At 61.8% G+C, this 15,329-nt stretch carries 17 protein-coding genes; 15 read left to right on the top strand and 2 right to left on the bottom strand.

The genetic code is table 11. The features are described 5' to 3' along the window. Positions 1-294 precede the first annotated feature (294 nt). Together CAG47_RS24865 and gspG are read right to left on the bottom strand one after the other, a co-directional pair. Entirely contained in the window at positions 295-1,482 is a 1,188-nt protein-coding gene (locus CAG47_RS24865) for a type II secretion system F family protein (RefSeq protein WP_085728386.1), read from the bottom strand. A gap of 14 nt (positions 1,483-1,496) precedes the next feature. After that, a complete protein-coding gene (gene gspG / locus CAG47_RS24860; protein ID WP_085728383.1) occupies positions 1,497-1,931 on the bottom strand; it encodes a type II secretion system major pseudopilin GspG in 435 nt (144 codons plus the stop codon). Positions 1,932-2,135: 204 nt separating this feature from the next. Here gspG and CAG47_RS24855 point away from each other — a divergent pair, with 204 nt between their 5' ends. The 15 genes from CAG47_RS24855 (at position 2,136) to CAG47_RS24785 (ending at position 15,118) form a co-directional block, all read left to right on the top strand. After that, on the top strand, positions 2,136-2,744 hold the full coding sequence (locus CAG47_RS24855) for a lytic transglycosylase domain-containing protein (RefSeq protein ID WP_085728379.1): 609 nt from the start codon (positions 2,136-2,138) through the stop codon (positions 2,742-2,744). Between the two features lie 355 nt (positions 2,745-3,099). Then, positions 3,100-3,756 (top strand): SCO family protein, encoded by a 657-nt coding sequence (locus CAG47_RS24850; RefSeq protein WP_085728377.1) that lies wholly within the window; start codon positions 3,100-3,102, stop codon positions 3,754-3,756. Then, positions 3,753-4,196 carry a hypothetical protein gene (locus tag CAG47_RS24845; protein ID WP_085728375.1) on the top strand — a complete coding sequence of 148 codons (444 nt, stop codon included), beginning with the start codon at positions 3,753-3,755 and terminating at the stop codon, positions 4,194-4,196. Before CAG47_RS24850 ends, CAG47_RS24845 begins: the two co-directional genes overlap by 4 nt. Before the next feature lie 3 nt (positions 4,197-4,199). Next, complete coding sequence (locus tag CAG47_RS24840) at positions 4,200-5,756, top strand: ABC transporter substrate-binding protein (RefSeq protein ID WP_085728373.1); 1,557 nt, start codon at positions 4,200-4,202, stop codon at positions 5,754-5,756. A 435-nt stretch (positions 5,757-6,191) separates the two neighbouring features. Next, positions 6,192-6,728, top strand: a complete 537-nt coding sequence (locus CAG47_RS24835) for a response regulator (protein ID WP_085728370.1) — start codon at positions 6,192-6,194, stop codon at positions 6,726-6,728. Positions 6,729-6,812: 84 nt separating this feature from the next. Continuing rightward, positions 6,813-8,519 carry a GspE/PulE family protein gene (locus CAG47_RS24830; RefSeq protein ID WP_085728368.1) on the top strand — a complete coding sequence of 569 codons (1,707 nt, stop codon included), beginning with the start codon at positions 6,813-6,815 and terminating at the stop codon, positions 8,517-8,519. After that, on the top strand, positions 8,500-9,303 hold the full coding sequence (locus CAG47_RS24825) for a hypothetical protein (RefSeq protein ID WP_085728366.1): 804 nt from the start codon (positions 8,500-8,502) through the stop codon (positions 9,301-9,303). Before CAG47_RS24830 ends, CAG47_RS24825 begins: the two co-directional genes overlap by 20 nt. Before the next feature lies 1 nt (position 9,304). Beyond that, positions 9,305-9,850, top strand: a complete 546-nt coding sequence (locus CAG47_RS24820; RefSeq protein WP_085728364.1) for a PilN domain-containing protein — start codon at positions 9,305-9,307, stop codon at positions 9,848-9,850. Continuing rightward, entirely contained in the window at positions 9,837-10,385 is a 549-nt protein-coding gene (locus CAG47_RS24815) for a GspMb/PilO family protein (protein WP_085728362.1), read from the top strand. The genes CAG47_RS24820 and CAG47_RS24815 overlap by 14 nt, the downstream gene beginning before the upstream one ends. Beyond that, the gene (locus CAG47_RS24810) at positions 10,385-10,903 is read left to right on the top strand and encodes a hypothetical protein (protein ID WP_085728360.1); all 519 of its coding nucleotides are present in this window, start codon (positions 10,385-10,387) and stop codon (positions 10,901-10,903) included. The genes CAG47_RS24815 and CAG47_RS24810 overlap by 1 nt, the downstream gene beginning before the upstream one ends. Next, on the top strand, positions 10,900-12,756 hold the full coding sequence (locus tag CAG47_RS24805) for a secretin N-terminal domain-containing protein (RefSeq protein ID WP_085728358.1): 1,857 nt from the start codon (positions 10,900-10,902) through the stop codon (positions 12,754-12,756). The genes CAG47_RS24810 and CAG47_RS24805 overlap by 4 nt, the downstream gene beginning before the upstream one ends. Positions 12,757-12,758: 2 nt before the next feature. After that, positions 12,759-13,232 carry a prepilin-type N-terminal cleavage/methylation domain-containing protein gene (locus CAG47_RS24800; protein WP_085728356.1) on the top strand — a complete coding sequence of 158 codons (474 nt, stop codon included), beginning with the start codon at positions 12,759-12,761 and terminating at the stop codon, positions 13,230-13,232. Positions 13,233-13,236: 4 nt separating this feature from the next. Then, a complete protein-coding gene (locus tag CAG47_RS24795) occupies positions 13,237-13,611 on the top strand; it encodes a type II secretion system protein (RefSeq protein WP_085728354.1) in 375 nt (124 codons plus the stop codon). Continuing rightward, positions 13,586-14,125, top strand: a complete 540-nt coding sequence (locus tag CAG47_RS24790) for a type II secretion system protein (RefSeq protein WP_085728352.1) — start codon at positions 13,586-13,588, stop codon at positions 14,123-14,125. Before CAG47_RS24795 ends, CAG47_RS24790 begins: the two co-directional genes overlap by 26 nt. A 669-nt stretch (positions 14,126-14,794) precedes the next feature. Further along, positions 14,795-15,118, top strand: a complete 324-nt coding sequence (locus tag CAG47_RS24785; RefSeq protein ID WP_085728350.1) for a DUF6124 family protein — start codon at positions 14,795-14,797, stop codon at positions 15,116-15,118. Positions 15,119-15,329 lie beyond the last annotated feature (211 nt).

Raw genomic sequence — 15,329 nt, 5'->3', positions numbered from 1 at the left:
GCCACCGCCCCCACCACCGCTACCCCCTTCCTTGGCGTGGGCACTGGATACCCCGGACAGGTTGTCCGGAATCAGTACGGTAGACGCCGACAGAACCGCGCCAATAGCTACTGCCAGTAAAAGCTTATTGATGTGCATGTCGTTCTCCGTCTTCTTGTTCAGATTGGAACGTTGATGAACATTGCAACGTGCTGCTTTTTTCCCATCGGAACTTGTTAAACACCTCCACGGGCTGATTTATTCAGTCTGGAGGCTGAAAAAAAGCGACGTACGGCAAGACCCTGTTCCAAGGGGTCAGTGAATGCTCGAGGCCAGTTCGAAAATCGGGATGTACATCAGGATCACGATCACCCCGATCAACAGGCCGATGAAGGTCATGAGCAAGGGTTCGAACAGGCGCACGAACCATTCGATCCAGCGACTGATTTCTTCGTCGTAGAAGTCGGCGCTGCGCTCCATCATCTGCCCCAGGTTGCCGGACTGCTCTCCGGCGCGCAGAAGACGCAGGGATACGGGGGTCACCAGGTGATTGAGTTCCAGCGCGGTTGACAACGATTGCCCTTCGCGCACTCGTTCGCAGGCCTGGTCGAGGCGGCTGCGGGAGGCGACGGTGAGCAGGTTGCGAACCATGCCCATGGCGGTGACGAGGGGAATGCCGCCTTGCAGCAGAATTCCCAGGGATCGGTAGAAGCGCGCCAGCTCATACATGAAAATGCGCTGGTGCACGGCGGGCAGCTTTTCGATCATCCGGTCCAGTCCCCGACGAAAGGCCGGTTGGCGCTGGAGCAGGGTGAGGGCGACGATGATGGCCAGCAAGCCACCGAAGAATTCGCCCTGATGGGCGTGAAGGAACATGCCGCTATTCATCAGGATCTGCGACATCCAGGGCAGGTCCGACCCCAGCCCTTCGAACACCAGGCTGAAGCGCGGTACGACGTAGCCCATCAAAAACAACACCACGCCACCTCCCACAACCAGCAACAGCATGGGGTAGATCGACGCGCTGATGATCTTCTGGCGAACCTCGTCCATGCGCTGTCGATAGCTGACATAGCGGCCCAGGGCATCGCCTACGGCGCCGGTCTTCTCACTGGACTGCACCAGCGCCACGTACAACGGCGGGAAAACCGCCGACAGCTGGCCCAAGGCCTGGGAAAACGATTTGCCCTCGTACAGCAAGCGCACCAGTTCGCTCAGGGTTTTGCGGGCTTGTGGCGCGTTTTCCTTTTCCGCCAGGCTTTCCAGCGCGTCGATCAACGGCAGGCCGGCGTTGAGCAATGTGGTCAGTTCCTGGCTGAACAACACCAGGTTGAACGTCTCGCGCTTGTGCAGGCGCAACGCGCGCCAATGTCGCTCGGCGTGCAGGCTGACCACCCGCAAGCCCTGGTCTTCGGCGATGCGCCTGGCTTCGCTGTCCCCCGGCGCATCGATGGTCATTGAGACGACACCGGCCTTGCCGACGGCTTTGAGATGAAAGCGCATGGTCGCCATTTCCATCAGTTCCAGTTGGTGACTTCGGCGTTCTCGCCTTCGCCGCCGGGTTGCCCGTCCTTGCCCAGGGACAACAGGTCGTACTCGCTGTTTTCACCGGGATAGCGATAGGCGTAGTTGTGGCCCCAAGGGTCTTGCGGGAGTTTTTTCTGCAGGTACGGGCCGGTCCAGCGCGGTTCGTCGGCGGGAGCGGTGACCAGCGCCTGCAAGCCTTGTTCGGTGGATGGGTAGTGGCCGACTTCCAGGCGGTAAAGGTCCAGGGCTTTGCTCAAGCCCTCTATTTGCGCCTTGGCTACTTTCACTTCGGAACGACCCAGTTGAGCGAAGTACTTCGGCGCCACGATGCCGGCCAACAACCCCAGCACCACCAGCACCACCAACAGTTCGAGCAGGGTGAACCCGCTTTGGGTTCGCCGGGCATGACGCAGATGCTGATTCATGATGACCTCGCACAGTCGATAGCAGTTGCAATGCATTTGCCCTGTAACTGCATGCAATTGCCATGCTCAGCGCTGGTGATCCTTCTGCATCCCATGTACTACGGGCCTTCGCACTTACGGCACAGTGCTTGCGTATGGCTGTTGCACGACTGGCCATTGGGGCAATACCCCCATTTTCCGGGGCCGGGAAGGGGAGGAATAACAATGAAATCACTCACCGCCGGATTGCTGGGGCTTCTTGTGTTGACCGGTGTCGCACAGGCCGATGTGTTTGTTTCCGTGGATGCCAATGGCAGCTACGTCCTGTCCAATGTCCATCGCCCCGGGCGCCACTATGAACGGGTGATACATGAACCCGATGCGGCGGTCGTCAGCCTCGACCAGCAACCGCAGATGATTGCCGCGCAACCCTACGCCGAGCTGGTGTCGGCGGCGGCCAGGGCCAACGAACTGCCGGCGGCGCTGCTGCACGCGGTGATCAAGACCGAATCGAGCTACAACGCCCGTGCCACCTCGCCCAAGGGCGCTCGCGGACTGATGCAATTGATGCCCGACACCGCCCGCGAAATGGGCGTGACCAACGTCTACGACCCCAAGGCCAACATCCAGGGCGGCGCCCGTTATCTCAAGCGTCTGATGACGATGTTCGACAACGATATCCGCCTCGCCGTGGCGGCCTACAACGCCGGCCCGCAAGCGGTGCTCAGCCACGGCAACGTGGTCCCGCCGTTCGCCGAAACCCAGCGTTATGTGCCCAACGTGCTGAACCAGTATCGGCGCTTGCAGGGCTTGCCCGCGGATGCGCCGCTGTGATCGCGGCCCCTGGGGCGGTTTTCCCCAATAGTGGGGAATTTCGGCCCCGGCGAGAAAATGGGGGATTGGGTGGGGGAATATCCCCCGGTGTATCGAGTCGAAGTTATAACTGACTGATTAATAACGTAAATATTTGTGGCACGCGGATTGCTCTCAACCATTTGCCTTGAATCGTTCCCTGGCGGCGGCCATGCCATTGCCGGCCATTTTCTGTTCCGTGGCAACGCGTCGTCGGTGATGTATTCGCCGTTGGTACCTGCATGTGCGAGTTGTGCCCCCGGGCTCGAGTTTCGATGACTAGACCTTCGCCAGTGTTCGGGTCATACCCGGCGATACCCACCAGGAGGAAACTGACATGAACCGATTCGCACATCGCGGCCTGCTGACGTTCTGCCTCTTGGTCATCGCTATCGGTCAGGCGTTGGCCCTCTCGACGGAGGAGGATGCGGGACACGACATGACGACTACAAAGGCCAGCCCGGAGACTGCCCGGATCAGGTTTGCCGACGTGGCCCTGCTGGACCAGGACGGCAAGGTCGTCAACCTGGAAAAAGACCTGGTGAGCAACAAGATCGTGGTCATGGGCTTCATCTACACCCGTTGCACCACGGGCTGTCCGGTTTTGTCCTCGATCATGGGCAAGGTGCAAAAACGGCTCGGCGCGCGGGTCGGCACCGAGGTGCAACTGGTGTCGATCAGTATCGACCCGCAGCGCGACGATCCCGAGCGCCTGAACGACTATGCCCGCGCGTTCCAGCAGGGACCGGGCTGGAGCTGGCTGACCGGTTCGCCGCAGTCGGTCGATGCCACCCTCAAGGGGCTGGGCGCCTACAGCGGTGACTTCCAGAACCATTCGCCACTGATTCTGGTGGGGGACGGCAACAGCCGGTTCTGGACCCGCTACTACGGCTTCACCGACCCGACGGAACTGGCCCGGGCCGTCGAGAAGCTCAGTGGTGAACGCAATACCCACGCCAAGCACACCGCCATCGCCATGGAGCGGCAGCCATGAGAGCCATCGACTGGATTGCCCTGAGTGTCTGTTTCTGCCTATTCAGTTCAGTGGCGCTTGCCCACGACGGGCATGAGCAGACCGCGCCCGCGGTGGCCATCGCGCCACTGTCCAGCGACGTTCACGCAGTGCCCGGCGACAAGGCCGAGGGCATCACCTTTATCTCCCTTGCCAGTGATCCGCTGCGGGACTCCCCGGCGGTAGTCAAGGCTTACACCTTGAAACAGGGCTTCGATGGGCCCCACTGGTTTTTTCTTGTTGGCGACAAGGCGCTGATGGACCTTGTTTGCAATCGCATCGGTCAGATCGTACCGCCCCCCGAGCAGCACTCCACCCGGTTGATCGTCGGTGAAGTGGCGAACGAGCGCTGGAGCAAAATCCGTCCCGCGTCCGTTGCCCAGCGCTTGCAGCTGTTGACAATGCTCGTGGCGGAGCGCTGAGCCATGGCCCTGAATGCTGCCTTCGTCCTCGGCCTGCTGCTCCTCGGGGGGCTCACGCTCAGTGTCCAGGCGCTGCCGCTGAGTCCCAGCGAAAGCGCCGGCAAGCGGTTGTACCGCGAAGGTGTGTCGGCCAGCGGCGAACCGATCATGGCGTGGATCGGCGCATCGAACCTGCTGCTGCCGGCCACCAGCCTGCCGTGCGCCAACTGTCATGGCACGGACGGCCACGGGCGCCCCGAAGGCGGGGTGCGACCGCCGGACCTGAGTTGGTCGCGGCTGACCAGCAGTCAGGGCCAGCAGCGCATCAACGGCCGCAGCTATCCGGCCTATAGCGACAGCACCCTGGTACGGGCGGTGCAGGAGGGGCGCGACCCCGGCAACAACCGGCTCGATCCGACGATGCCGCGCTTCGTGTTGTCGATGAATGATCAACGCAACCTCACGGCGTACCTCAAGCGCCTGGCCGAAGACAGCGATCCGGGCCTGACCCCCGACAGTCTCAACCTGGGCACGTTGCTGCCGGGCTCCGGGCCGTTGAGCGATGAGGGCGCTACGGTGGCGGCGGTGCTCAAGGGCTGCGTGGCGCGTATCAATGAGGCGGGGGGTATTCATGGTCGGCAGTTGCGCCTGACCATCCTCGATCCTGGTGCCGATCGCGCCAGTGCCGAAACGGCGCTGGACCGGCTGATCGAGCAAGAGCAGGTGTTTGCCCTGATCGCACCGCTGGCCCCGGCATTGGACGTGGAGCTCGCCGCGCGTCTGGAGCGGGCCGGCATTCCCCTGATCGGACCGCTGTCCATGCAGGGCATGCCCCACGCCAGCCCGCAGATATTCGAGCCGCTGCCGGGGCTTCTCGAGCAATTGATCGCCCTGGCCGATTACGCCAGTGGCAGCCTGCGAGTGCTTCAGGGGCCGACGCTGATCGCCTATCCGGATGATTCCGGTCAACGGCTGGCGGCGCAGGAACTCGGCCAGTACCTGCAGAGGCATGCCTGGCAAAAGGTGCGCCTGCAAGCCTACGACCCGGCCCGGGACGATCTGCCCCTGGGGTCGCGCTCGGTGTTTTACCTGGGCAGCAGCATCGGTTTCAGTCAGTTGGCCGAGCGTTTGCAAACGGCGGGGCAGGTGCCTTACCTGTTCGCCGCCTCGAATCAGGTGGCGGGCAACCTGATACAGGTGCCCAGCGGATTTTCCCGGCGGGTGTTCCTGGCCTATCCGTTCGTGCCCAGCGACTGGACTCTGGCCGGTCGCCTGGCCTTGAACCAATTGCGTGAACACCAGGGCCTGGGCGGCCAGCATGCGGTGCTGCAAGTGGGTGCGTTCAGTTCGATGATGCTGCTCAGCGAAGGCATGAAGCAGGCCGGACGGGATGCCAGCCGCGAGAAGCTGGTCAGTGCCCTGGAAGGCCTGCACGACTTCGATACCGGGCTGACGCCACTGATCAGCTTTGGTCCCCGACGGCGCCAGGGCTTGAGCGGTGCCCATATCGTCACGGTGGATCTGCCGGATCAGCGTTTCTATCTGGTCGCCCCCTATAAACCCATTGTTGCCACGCCTTGATCGGAGGTCGATCATGACGCTCTGGGTGCTCGTGGCGTAGTGCAGCAATGGTCCGGCCGCGGCGTGGCATGGCCTGATCAATGTCGCACCCGGCGCTGACGCTTCCACTGAATAGGCCGCGCGGCTACGCTTGATCGCGATGAAGGCGTGAATCGGTGCTGTTGCCAGCGTTGCACGTAGCCAATCGAGTCGAGCGGGTTGACGATCAATAGAGGGGTTCCCCAACAATGGGGGAAAAACGTCAATGCCAATCCGATCGCATTCCCCGTTTTTGGGGGATGGAATTGTTGTACGAAGCGGCATTGTTTTCAAATTCAAGGACATGAAGACCTAAAATTACCTGCGCCCAGTCTGGCATGAAGTGTGCGTTAGTCCTCTCAGGGCACGCACTCTGTCAGGTTCAAAACCCGGACCTGCGGTTTCAAGGAGTCGACCTTGTTGAACAAAGTACTGGTTGTTGATGACGAACAGTTGCTGGCGGAAAACCTCCAGGGTTACCTGCGGGCGCAAGCGCTGGAAGTCCGGATTGCTCACGACGGTGCACAAGGAATCGTCGAAGCTGACGATTTCGCGCCCGATGTGATGGTGTTCGATTACCGCTTGCCCGATATGGAAGGCTTTCAGGTGCTCGATGCCGTCCGCCAGAACAGGAAGTGCCATTTTGTGCTGATCACTGGGCATCCAACCGCGGAAGTTTGCGAGCGAGCCCGGTTACTGGGAGTCAGCCACATCCTGTTCAAACCGTTCCCGTTGGCGGAATTGGCCCGTGCAGTGCTTGATCTTCTGGGCAGGCGACGCGAACCCAAAGCGGGTGTGAGTGTGAGCACTTGCGAAGGATTCGTCGAACGACGCCAGAGCAAGACCGAGAGTTTCCCGTTGCAGTTGTACGACGGTAGTTGGGTGCTTGCAGATCGCCGAAAAAACACATCGGCCAAGGCACCAGACGACGAACAATTGCTCACCGGGGAGTAGTGGCGCGACAAGACGTTTCGGCCGTTGCCGGAGCTGCTCGCCGCGTCGACAGGGCTCAAGGCCCCGGGCGTTGGAGAGCAAGCCATGGACCGTCTTTCCCTTGCCGTAGAACCGGCGCAACCGGAATCTGTGCCGACGCGTTTTACCAGTGAACAACTGGCCCAGGCCCGAGCCCTGGCCTCCAGTTCCGGCGAACGGATGCTGGACGCCCTCGGGGGATTGAGCGAACTGGCGCCCATGCCGTTCATCCAGTGCCTGGGTGTGACCCTGCATTACCCGGTGCTCGACACCGACAGCCTGTTCAAGTCCACCCCGGTGTTCGACCGGGTGACCCTGGCCCAATGCCTCAAGCGCGAATTCATCCTGCTGCGCCACGACGATGCGGTCATCGGTGTATTCGCCGACCCCTTCGACAGTGCGCGCCTGGCCTGGATCGATGAATGCCTGCATGGCGCCCCTCTGTACCTGGTGCACGCCGATGACCTGAAAGCCTACCTGGCGCGTCACGAAGAGAGCTTCCATGCGGTGGAATCGCTCAACGCCCAGGCCGAAGCCGGCACCGAAATCGATACCCTGCAAAGCCTGTCCCTGACCAGCATCAGCGAAGACTCCAGCGTGGTGGTCAAACTGGTCAACTCGACCCTGTACGACGCGCTGAAAATGCACGCCAGCGATATCCACCTGGGCACCACCGGCAGCGGCCTGGTGATCAAGTACCGTATCGATGGCGTACTCAACAACATCAGCAAGATCCAGGGCAGCGAGTTCGCCGAGCAGGTGATTTCCCGGGTCAAGGTCATGGCCGAACTGGACATCGGCGAAAAACGCGTGCCCCAGGATGGTCGCTTCAAGGTCGGTATCAGTGGCCGGCAGATCGACTTCCGGGTGTCGATCATGCCGAGCATCTTCGGCGAAGACGCGGTGCTGCGGGTACTCGACAAACAGGACCTGGCCGACAAAGTCTGTGGCGTGCAACTGCAAGCCCTGGGCTTTGAAGAAGAGACCCTGCGCCAACTGCGCCGGCTGGCCGCCGAACCCTACGGCATGGTGCTGGTGACCGGGCCTACCGGTAGCGGCAAGACCACCACCCTGTACGCGATGATCACCGAGATCAACCACGGCGTGGACAAGATCATCACCATTGAAGACCCGGTGGAATATCAACTGCCGGGCGTGCTGCAGATCCCCGTCAACGAGAAGAAGGGCCTGACCTTCGCCCGGGGCCTGCGTTCGATCCTGCGGCATGATCCGGACAAGATCATGGTCGGTGAAATCCGTGACCCGGACACCGCCCAGATCGCCGTGCAATCGGCGCTCACCGGTCACCTGGTGTTCACCACCATCCACGCCAACAACGTGTTCGACGTGATCGGTCGTTTCACTCAGATGGAAATCGATCCCTACAGCCTGGTCTCGGCGCTCAATGCCGTGCTGGCCCAGCGCCTGATTCGCCTGGTCTGCACCAGTTGCAGCAGCCCTTACAGCCCGACTGACGAAGAGCTGGAGACCTCGGGGCTCGATCGGCAAAAGGTCGCCCACTACCAGTTCGTCCACGGCAAGGGCTGCGGGCATTGCCGGGGTACCGGTTATCGCGGACGCAGCGCGATTGCCGAGCTGCTGCACTTGGACGACGAGTTGCGGCAGATGATCGTCGAGCGCCAACCCATTTCGAAAATCAAGACCCATGCCTGCAAACGCGGCTTGCGCCTGTTGCGCGAGTCGGCGCTGGAGTTGGTGGAACAAGGCCGGACCACCCTCGAGGAGATCAATCGTGTCACTTTTATCTCGTGAGCAATTTGTCGCCGTGCTCGGCGCCAGTGGTGTTGGCCTGGGGCATCGGCAAGGCAATGCAACCCACTGGCTGGGCAGCGTCGGCTACATCGACGAAGGCTTCCAGGCGTGGGCAGTGGCCCTCGACACCCTCGACCGTTTACTGGCCGAGCACGCCGTTGCCAGGGCGGAACTGACGGTGGTGATCTCCGGGCACTTCAGCCGTTATTGCCTGGTGCCCTGGAGCGAGCAGATCAGCAGCCCGGCCGAATTGTTCGGCTTCGCCCAATTGTGTTTCGAAGACCTCTACGGTGCCCCGACACAACCCTGGAGCCTGGTGCTTTCACCCGAGCCTGCCGGATATGACCGCATCGCCACCGCGCTGCCACAGGACTTGCTCGAACGCCTGCGCGCTCTGGTCAGCGCTCGCGGTCTGCGCCTGCGTTCGGTGCAGCCGTACCTGATGGCGGCATTCAACCATTTCGATCAAAGCTTTGATGCCGGGGATTTCCTGTTCGTGGTCGCCGAACCGGTACGCAGCGTATTGCTGCTGGCCCGGGAAGGGCGCTGGACCTCGGTGCGTTCGGTGGGCAGCAGCGACAGCGATGCCGCGCTGACTGCGCTGATCGGCCGTGAAAACCAGCTGCAGGCTTGCACCAGCGAACGGCCGTTGAATGTCTACCTGCATGCACCGGCGCGCATCGATTCGCCTCCCGACGTACCCGGTGTGCACCTGCGCACCCTCGAAGAAGACCGGACAGCCGTACGCGATTGCCTGTACGTCATGTCTCGGGCGGTGGCCTGACATGCGCCCCTTGATGCTCGACTTCCAGCCGCGCCGCCGTGCCGGTCCCCTGGGCTGGAGCCTGCTGGCCGGTGGCGTGGTACTGACACTGACTTGCGCTCTGGTGCAGCAGCACCTGAGCAACGAGGCCGAACAACAGCAAGGCCACTTGCAAACCACACAACGGGTGCTCACCGGCGACACCGGCGGCAAGCTCAGCCTGACCCCGGCGGAAACTCGCGAGCAGGCGCAGAATCTGGCGGAAATGCGCAAGGTTTCCCAGCAGTTGCGCCGCCCCTGGGAACGCCTGTTCGCCACCCTCGAAGCCATGCCGCGGGACAACATTGCCCTGCTGACCCTGACCCCCGACGCTCGCAAAGGCCAGGTGCGGATCAGCGCCGAGGCGCAGGACCTGGAGGCCATGCTCGATTTCCACCGTCGCCTCGAAGCCAGCGACGAGCTGTCCGACGTGTCGTTGCTGAGTCACGAAATTGTCGCCAACGTGCCGGAACACCCGGTGCAGTTCAACCTGTCGGCTACCTGGGAGATCGGCGATGCAAATCCCTAAATTGATTGTCCACGAATACCTGCAAGGCCTGGGCGTTCCAGGGCTGGCGGGGCTGGCCATGCTGGTGCTGGCGCTGAGCTACGGCCTGCTCGGATTGTTGCCGGACTGGCAGTCGCTGCAAAACCTCAGCCAGCAGACTCGCGAAGCCACCGAGTATCTGGCCAGGGTAGAAGACGGCACCGTGGCGGCTCCGGTGGTGCCGCAGCGTCAGCTCGACGACTTCCGCAACAAGTTGCCGTCCCAGCCTCAGGCCACCGTGGCCATCGACAAGATCTACGCCCTGGCCGCCCAGGAGAACATCACCTTGTCCCGGGGTGAATACTCCCTGGGCGTGGACCCCAAGACGCACCTGGCCCGCTATCAGATTCTGCTGCCGGTACGTGGCAGCTATCCGCAACTGCGGCGTTTCCTGCACGCCTTGCTCGGCCAGTTACCGGCGGTGGTGCTGGAGGATGTGGAGCTTCAGCGCAAGACAATCGCCGATACCGACCTGACCGGGCGGATCCGCATGACCCTTTACCTGTCGAGGTCATGATGAACACCAAGCGAGTGGTGGGTTGGGTGGCGTTCCTGGGTGTAGCGGCAGCGCTCGCCTGGGGCCCCGAATACTTCAAACAGGCCGAAAACAGCGACCTCGCGGTGGCTGTCGTGGCGACACCAGCCAAGGGCAAGAGCACGGGCGCAGCGGCGTCTGCATCGACCGCCGCCGCGGTAGTACCGATCAAGGATCTGAGCCCGGCGGGCGACCTGTTCGCCGCCCGCAGCTGGAAACCGACGCCGGTCCCAGGCAGCGTCGTTGAACAACCGGTCGTCGTGACTTCAGAGGTGCAAGTCCCCACTGCACCGCCGTTGCCCTTCCAGTTTGTCGGCAGGCTGGATGACCGTTCGGATCTGCAGGTGTTCTTGCAGAGCGGCGAAAAAATATACGTCGTGCGCAAAGGGGATGTCATCGACGAAACCTGGCGGATCGAGCGGATTTCCAAAGAGGAACTGAGCCTGGTCTACCTGCCTCTGCATTTAGCGCAGACATTGCCTGTGGGGAGTACGGAATGAACAAATCCCGTTTGCTGATGAGCCTTTGTCTCTGCGCTGGGCTGGCTGCATGCAGTTCGGCGCAGGTCGCCAAGGACGAAGCTTCTGCCTTGATGGAGTCAGGCCAGTACGAAGCCGGCCTGGCTCGCATCGAACAGGGGTTGCGCGAGAACCCTCGCGATACCGATCTGCACATAGCGCTCAACAGCGGTCGGGCCCGTGCCGTGACGGCGCTGCTGACCCAGGGCGACATGGACCGTGCCCAGCGTAATTTCGCCGGGGCCCGCATGTCCTACAGCCGGGTCCTGGGCATCGAGCCGAACAACCGTCGTGCCCAGGACTCCCTGCGCCAGCTCGACTACCTGCGCAGCATGGACGAGAAACTCGAACTGGCCCGTGGCGACCTGCGTCGCGGTGACATCTACGGTGCCGACCGCCAGGTCAAACAGATGCTCGAACTGGACCCGCAGAACGAGGGTGCCCTGGAACTGCAAGACAACATCCGCCTGGTGCAGAGCCGCAACGTGGTGCAGTACCCACAACTGCGTACACGCCTGGACCGGCCGGTGACCCTGGAGTTTCGCGACGCCAACCTCAAGACCATTTTCGAAGTGCTGTCCCAGGTCGCCGGCCTGAACTTCATCTTCGACAAGGACCTGCGCCCGGACATGAAAGCCACGATCTTCGTACGTGATGTGCGCATCGAAGACGCCGTGGAATTGCTGTTGCAACAGAACCAGCTGCATCAGAAAGTGGTGAATGAGAACACCTTGCTGATCTACCCGGACTCGCCGCAGAAACTCAAGGATTATCAGGAGCTGGTGATGCGCACCTTCTACCTGACCAGCATCGATGCCAACACCGCGCTGAACATGATCAAGACCATGCTCAAGACCCGCGACGTGTTCGTCGATGAGCGCCTCAATACCCTGACCATGCGCGACACGGGCGACGCCATCCGCATGGCGGAAAAACTCCTGCAATCCCAGGACCAGTCCAACCCCGAAGTGGTGCTGGAAGTGGAAGTGATGGAAGTCGCCCGCCAACGCATTCTCGATCTCGGCCTGCAATGGCCCAACACCTTCGGCGTGATCAACAGCGACGGTTCGCCAGTGTCCGTCCTTGATCAACTCAAGGGCATCGATTCCAGCCGGATCTCCATCAGCCCGGCGCCTCAGGCCAAGATCAATGCCCAGGACAAGGACATCAACACCCTGGCCAGCCCGGTGATCCGGGTGAGCAACCGTGAACAGGCGCGCATCCATATCGGTCAGCGTGTGCCGATCATCAGCGCCACCTCGGTGCCTTCGACCCAGGGGCCGGTGATCACCGAAAGCGTGACCTACCTCGATGTCGGTCTCAAGCTTGAAGTGCAGCCCATCGTGCACCTGAACAATGAAGTGGCGATCAAGGTCGCGCTGGAAGTCAGTAACGCCACGCCGCTGACGCCGACCGCCCAGGGCACCATTCCGGTCCAGGTCGATACCCGCAACGCCCAGACCACCTTGCGCCTGCATGATGGCGAAACCCAGATCCTCGCTGGCCTGGTGCGCAACGACCACGGCGCCAGCGGTAACAAGATCCCGGGCCTTGGCGACATTCCTGGCCTGGGCCGCCTGTTCGGCAGCAACAAGGACGACATCAGCAAATCCGAACTGGTGCTGTCGATCACCCCGCGGATCGTGCGCAACCTGCCGTACCAGAGCCCGTCGGACATGGAATTCCCGACCGGTACCGAAACCAGCATGCACATCCAGGCCCCGGACCGTTCGATGAGCACGACGGTTCAGACCGGGCCCGTGAGCGCACCGATTGCCAAGACCGGCCCCATGAGCGCACCGATCGCCACCACTGTTACCGTCGGGAAGCCTTGACCATGAACGCCTCGCAACGCGGTTTTACCCTGATCGAAGTCGTGGTGACGCTCGTTCTGGTCGGCCTGCTGGCCGGCATGGCCGCACCGCTGACCGAGACTGTGATGCGCCGGGGCAAAGAGCAGGAACTGCGGACCGCGCTGTACCAGATCCGCGATGGCATCGACGCCTACAAGCGCGCCTTCGATGCCGGCTACATCGAGAAGACGCTCGACAGCAACGGCTATCCGCCGAACCTGAAAGTGCTGGTCGAGGGTGTACGCGACGTGCGCAGCGCCAAGGGTGCCAAGTTCTACTTCCTGCGGCGCATTCCCCGTGACCCGCTGGCAACCGTCAAGCGTGACGACGAGGGCGGCTGGGGTCTGCGTTCCTATGACAGTTCGGCTGAGAACCCGCGCGAGGGCCAGGACGTCTATGACGTTTACTCCAAGGCCCGGGGCAAGGGTCTCAACGGCATCGCCTATCGAGAGTGGTGAGCATATGCGTCGGCAAAAGGGTTTTACCTTGTTGGAACTGATGGTGGTCATGGCAATCATCGCGACCCTGATGACGATCGCCTTGCCACGCTACTTCACCAGCCTGGAGGCCTCGAAGGAGACCACTCTGCGTCAGAGCCTGTCGTCCATGCGCGAGGCGCTGGATCACTACTATGGCGACACCGGGCGTTATCCCGATTCCATCGAACAACTGGTCGAACTGCGCTACCTGCGTAACCAGCCACTGGACCCGATTGCCGAGCGCAAGGACACCTGGGTCAAGGTCCCGCCACCGGATGGCGTGGCGGGCGGGGTGGCGGATATCAAGAGTGGCGCCAGCGGGAGGGCGCGTGATGGCAGCCTTTATTCCGAGTGGTAAGCCTTCGGACCAGGACGGCTTCACCTACCTGGGTGTGCTGTTTCTGATCGTCGTGATGGGCATGGGCCTGGCCAGTGCCGGCGAGTTATGGGCCACCGCTTCGCGCCGGGACCGGGAAAACCAGTTGCTCTGGGCCGGAACGCAATATGCCCAGGCGTTGCGCAGCTATTACCGCAGCTCGCCCGGCGTCGCCATGTACCCCAAAGAACTCGCGGACCTGTTGCAGGACGAGCGTTTCCCCTCGGCCAAGCACCATATCCGGCAGTTGTACCCGGAACCGATGACAGGTGGCGAATGGGAGTTGGTGCGCGGTACCGACGGACGCATCAGCGGCGTGTATTGCCCGTCCACGGAGAAACCGCTCAAGCAGGTGAACTTCCCCAGTCAGTGGTCGGACTTCAACGGCATGGCCAGCTACAAGGACTGGCAGTTCGTGGCCGAGAAGGCCTCCCTCGAGGACACCAACGGACCGCCGAAAGCACAGGCCAGCGCACCTGAGGCCGTGCAGCCTTGAGACGGCACGGAAATGCCCCGATCCTGTAGGAGCGAGTGCCCGCTTGCGGCATGCTCGCGATGGTCGTCAACGATAACGCTGGCGGCCTGACACCCCAAGGTGTCTGATCCTCCATCGCGAGCATGCCGCAAGCGGGCACTCGCTCCTACAGAGACCGTGTCACCCGTAAAAGTCCCGGAGTATAAACAGCCTTAAAGCTCCCCCGCGACTTTCAGGCCTTCATAAATCGCTTCTTCGGAGCTGCGCGGCGCCAGTCGACCACCACCACCGAACGGCCGATCCGTACTTCGCTTCTTCGGCACAAGGAATTGTGCCTGTCAGACGGAGTCGCAGGACCAGGAGCGAGGCTACCCTGTCTTGCGCCGTTGCCTACAACTACGCCAGAATCCGCCGGCTTGTGGGCCTTGGTCCCCGACTCTATCGTTGCCGGGTCGCTGCAAATTCAGCGATCGGGTTTCGCAGCCCGGGTCAATCAAGGCGCTCAGCGCCACCGTTTCCTTGCAGTTGGCGCTTTTTGTTCGCCCACTGTTTTGCGTTATGGCGGCTGTGCGCGGGAGACTTTCGGGTCTGCCGGGTTCCTTGATTCCCGGTCTGCGAACCTGCGTATGGCTGCCACCTTCTTCGTTTCGCAGCGAATCGTGGCGGCTCCATCAATCAAGGAGCTTCATCATGGTCAAACCCACGCCAAATCCCCCAGAATCAAAGGCCGATACCACTCAGCACGTATCAGATCTCCACCTGAAACCCGCCATCCTCAAAAGCAACGCACCCCACAACCCCAGCACAATGTTCATCATCGCGCCCAATATCGACACCGAAAGCCTGTTGGCTCATGCCTGTGAATCACTGGCCTCGGCAAGCGTCATGGCCAGTGATTTCGCCACCTTCCTGGACGGCCCGCAGCGCAGCATGTTGTTGGGCATACAGCAGGTGATCATGCTGGCGGACCTGGCAGTCAACCGCGCGCTGGATAACGTCGCCCCGCTGGATTAAGCGCTGAACCTTGTGGCGGTCGGGTGATAGGTCTCATCGGCCACAACATCATGCAAACCATCAGCAAGGACAATGAGATTCTGGTTCGCCAAGGTGATTCGGCCAGTGGTCAGGTGCATTGATCCCCTGTAGGAGCGAGCATGCTCGCGAAAGACTCAAGTGCCACGCGATCATTCAGGCAGCACACGTAGTCATTGACGACCATCGCGAG

It is taken from the genome of Pseudomonas sp. R37(2017) (assembly GCF_002113375.1).
In the GTDB taxonomy this organism is placed as follows: Bacteria; Pseudomonadota; Gammaproteobacteria; order Pseudomonadales; family Pseudomonadaceae; genus Aquipseudomonas.
This window is presented reverse-complemented; position numbering and strand designations above follow the sequence as displayed.

Bases quoted from the DNA above. Each gene is read 5' to 3' on its own strand.
- CAG47_RS24805 (WP_085728358.1), top strand. From the start codon at position 10,900: ATGAACAAATCCCGTTTGCTGATGAGCCTTTGTCTCTGCGCTGGGCTG.
- CAG47_RS24795 (WP_085728354.1), top strand. From the start codon at position 13,237: ATGCGTCGGCAAAAGGGTTTTACCTTGTTGGAACTGATGGTGGTCATG.
- CAG47_RS24865 (WP_085728386.1), bottom strand. From the start codon at position 1,482: ATGCGCTTTCATCTCAAAGCCGTCGGCAAGGCCGGTGTCGTCTCAATG.
- CAG47_RS24815 (WP_085728362.1), top strand. From the start codon at position 9,837: ATGCAAATCCCTAAATTGATTGTCCACGAATACCTGCAAGGCCTGGGC.
- CAG47_RS24850 (WP_085728377.1), top strand. From the start codon at position 3,100: ATGAACCGATTCGCACATCGCGGCCTGCTGACGTTCTGCCTCTTGGTC.
- CAG47_RS24840 (WP_085728373.1), top strand. From the start codon at position 4,200: ATGGCCCTGAATGCTGCCTTCGTCCTCGGCCTGCTGCTCCTCGGGGGG.
- CAG47_RS24830 (WP_085728368.1), top strand. From the start codon at position 6,813: ATGGACCGTCTTTCCCTTGCCGTAGAACCGGCGCAACCGGAATCTGTG.
- CAG47_RS24855 (WP_085728379.1), top strand. From the start codon at position 2,136: ATGAAATCACTCACCGCCGGATTGCTGGGGCTTCTTGTGTTGACCGGT.
- CAG47_RS24820 (WP_085728364.1), top strand. From the start codon at position 9,305: ATGCGCCCCTTGATGCTCGACTTCCAGCCGCGCCGCCGTGCCGGTCCC.
- CAG47_RS24810 (WP_085728360.1), top strand. From the start codon at position 10,385: ATGAACACCAAGCGAGTGGTGGGTTGGGTGGCGTTCCTGGGTGTAGCG.
- CAG47_RS24800 (WP_085728356.1), top strand. From the start codon at position 12,759: ATGAACGCCTCGCAACGCGGTTTTACCCTGATCGAAGTCGTGGTGACG.
- gspG (WP_085728383.1), bottom strand. From the start codon at position 1,931: ATGAATCAGCATCTGCGTCATGCCCGGCGAACCCAAAGCGGGTTCACC.
- CAG47_RS24785 (WP_085728350.1), top strand. From the start codon at position 14,795: ATGGTCAAACCCACGCCAAATCCCCCAGAATCAAAGGCCGATACCACT.
- CAG47_RS24845 (WP_085728375.1), top strand. From the start codon at position 3,753: ATGAGAGCCATCGACTGGATTGCCCTGAGTGTCTGTTTCTGCCTATTC.
- CAG47_RS24790 (WP_085728352.1), top strand. From the start codon at position 13,586: ATGGCAGCCTTTATTCCGAGTGGTAAGCCTTCGGACCAGGACGGCTTC.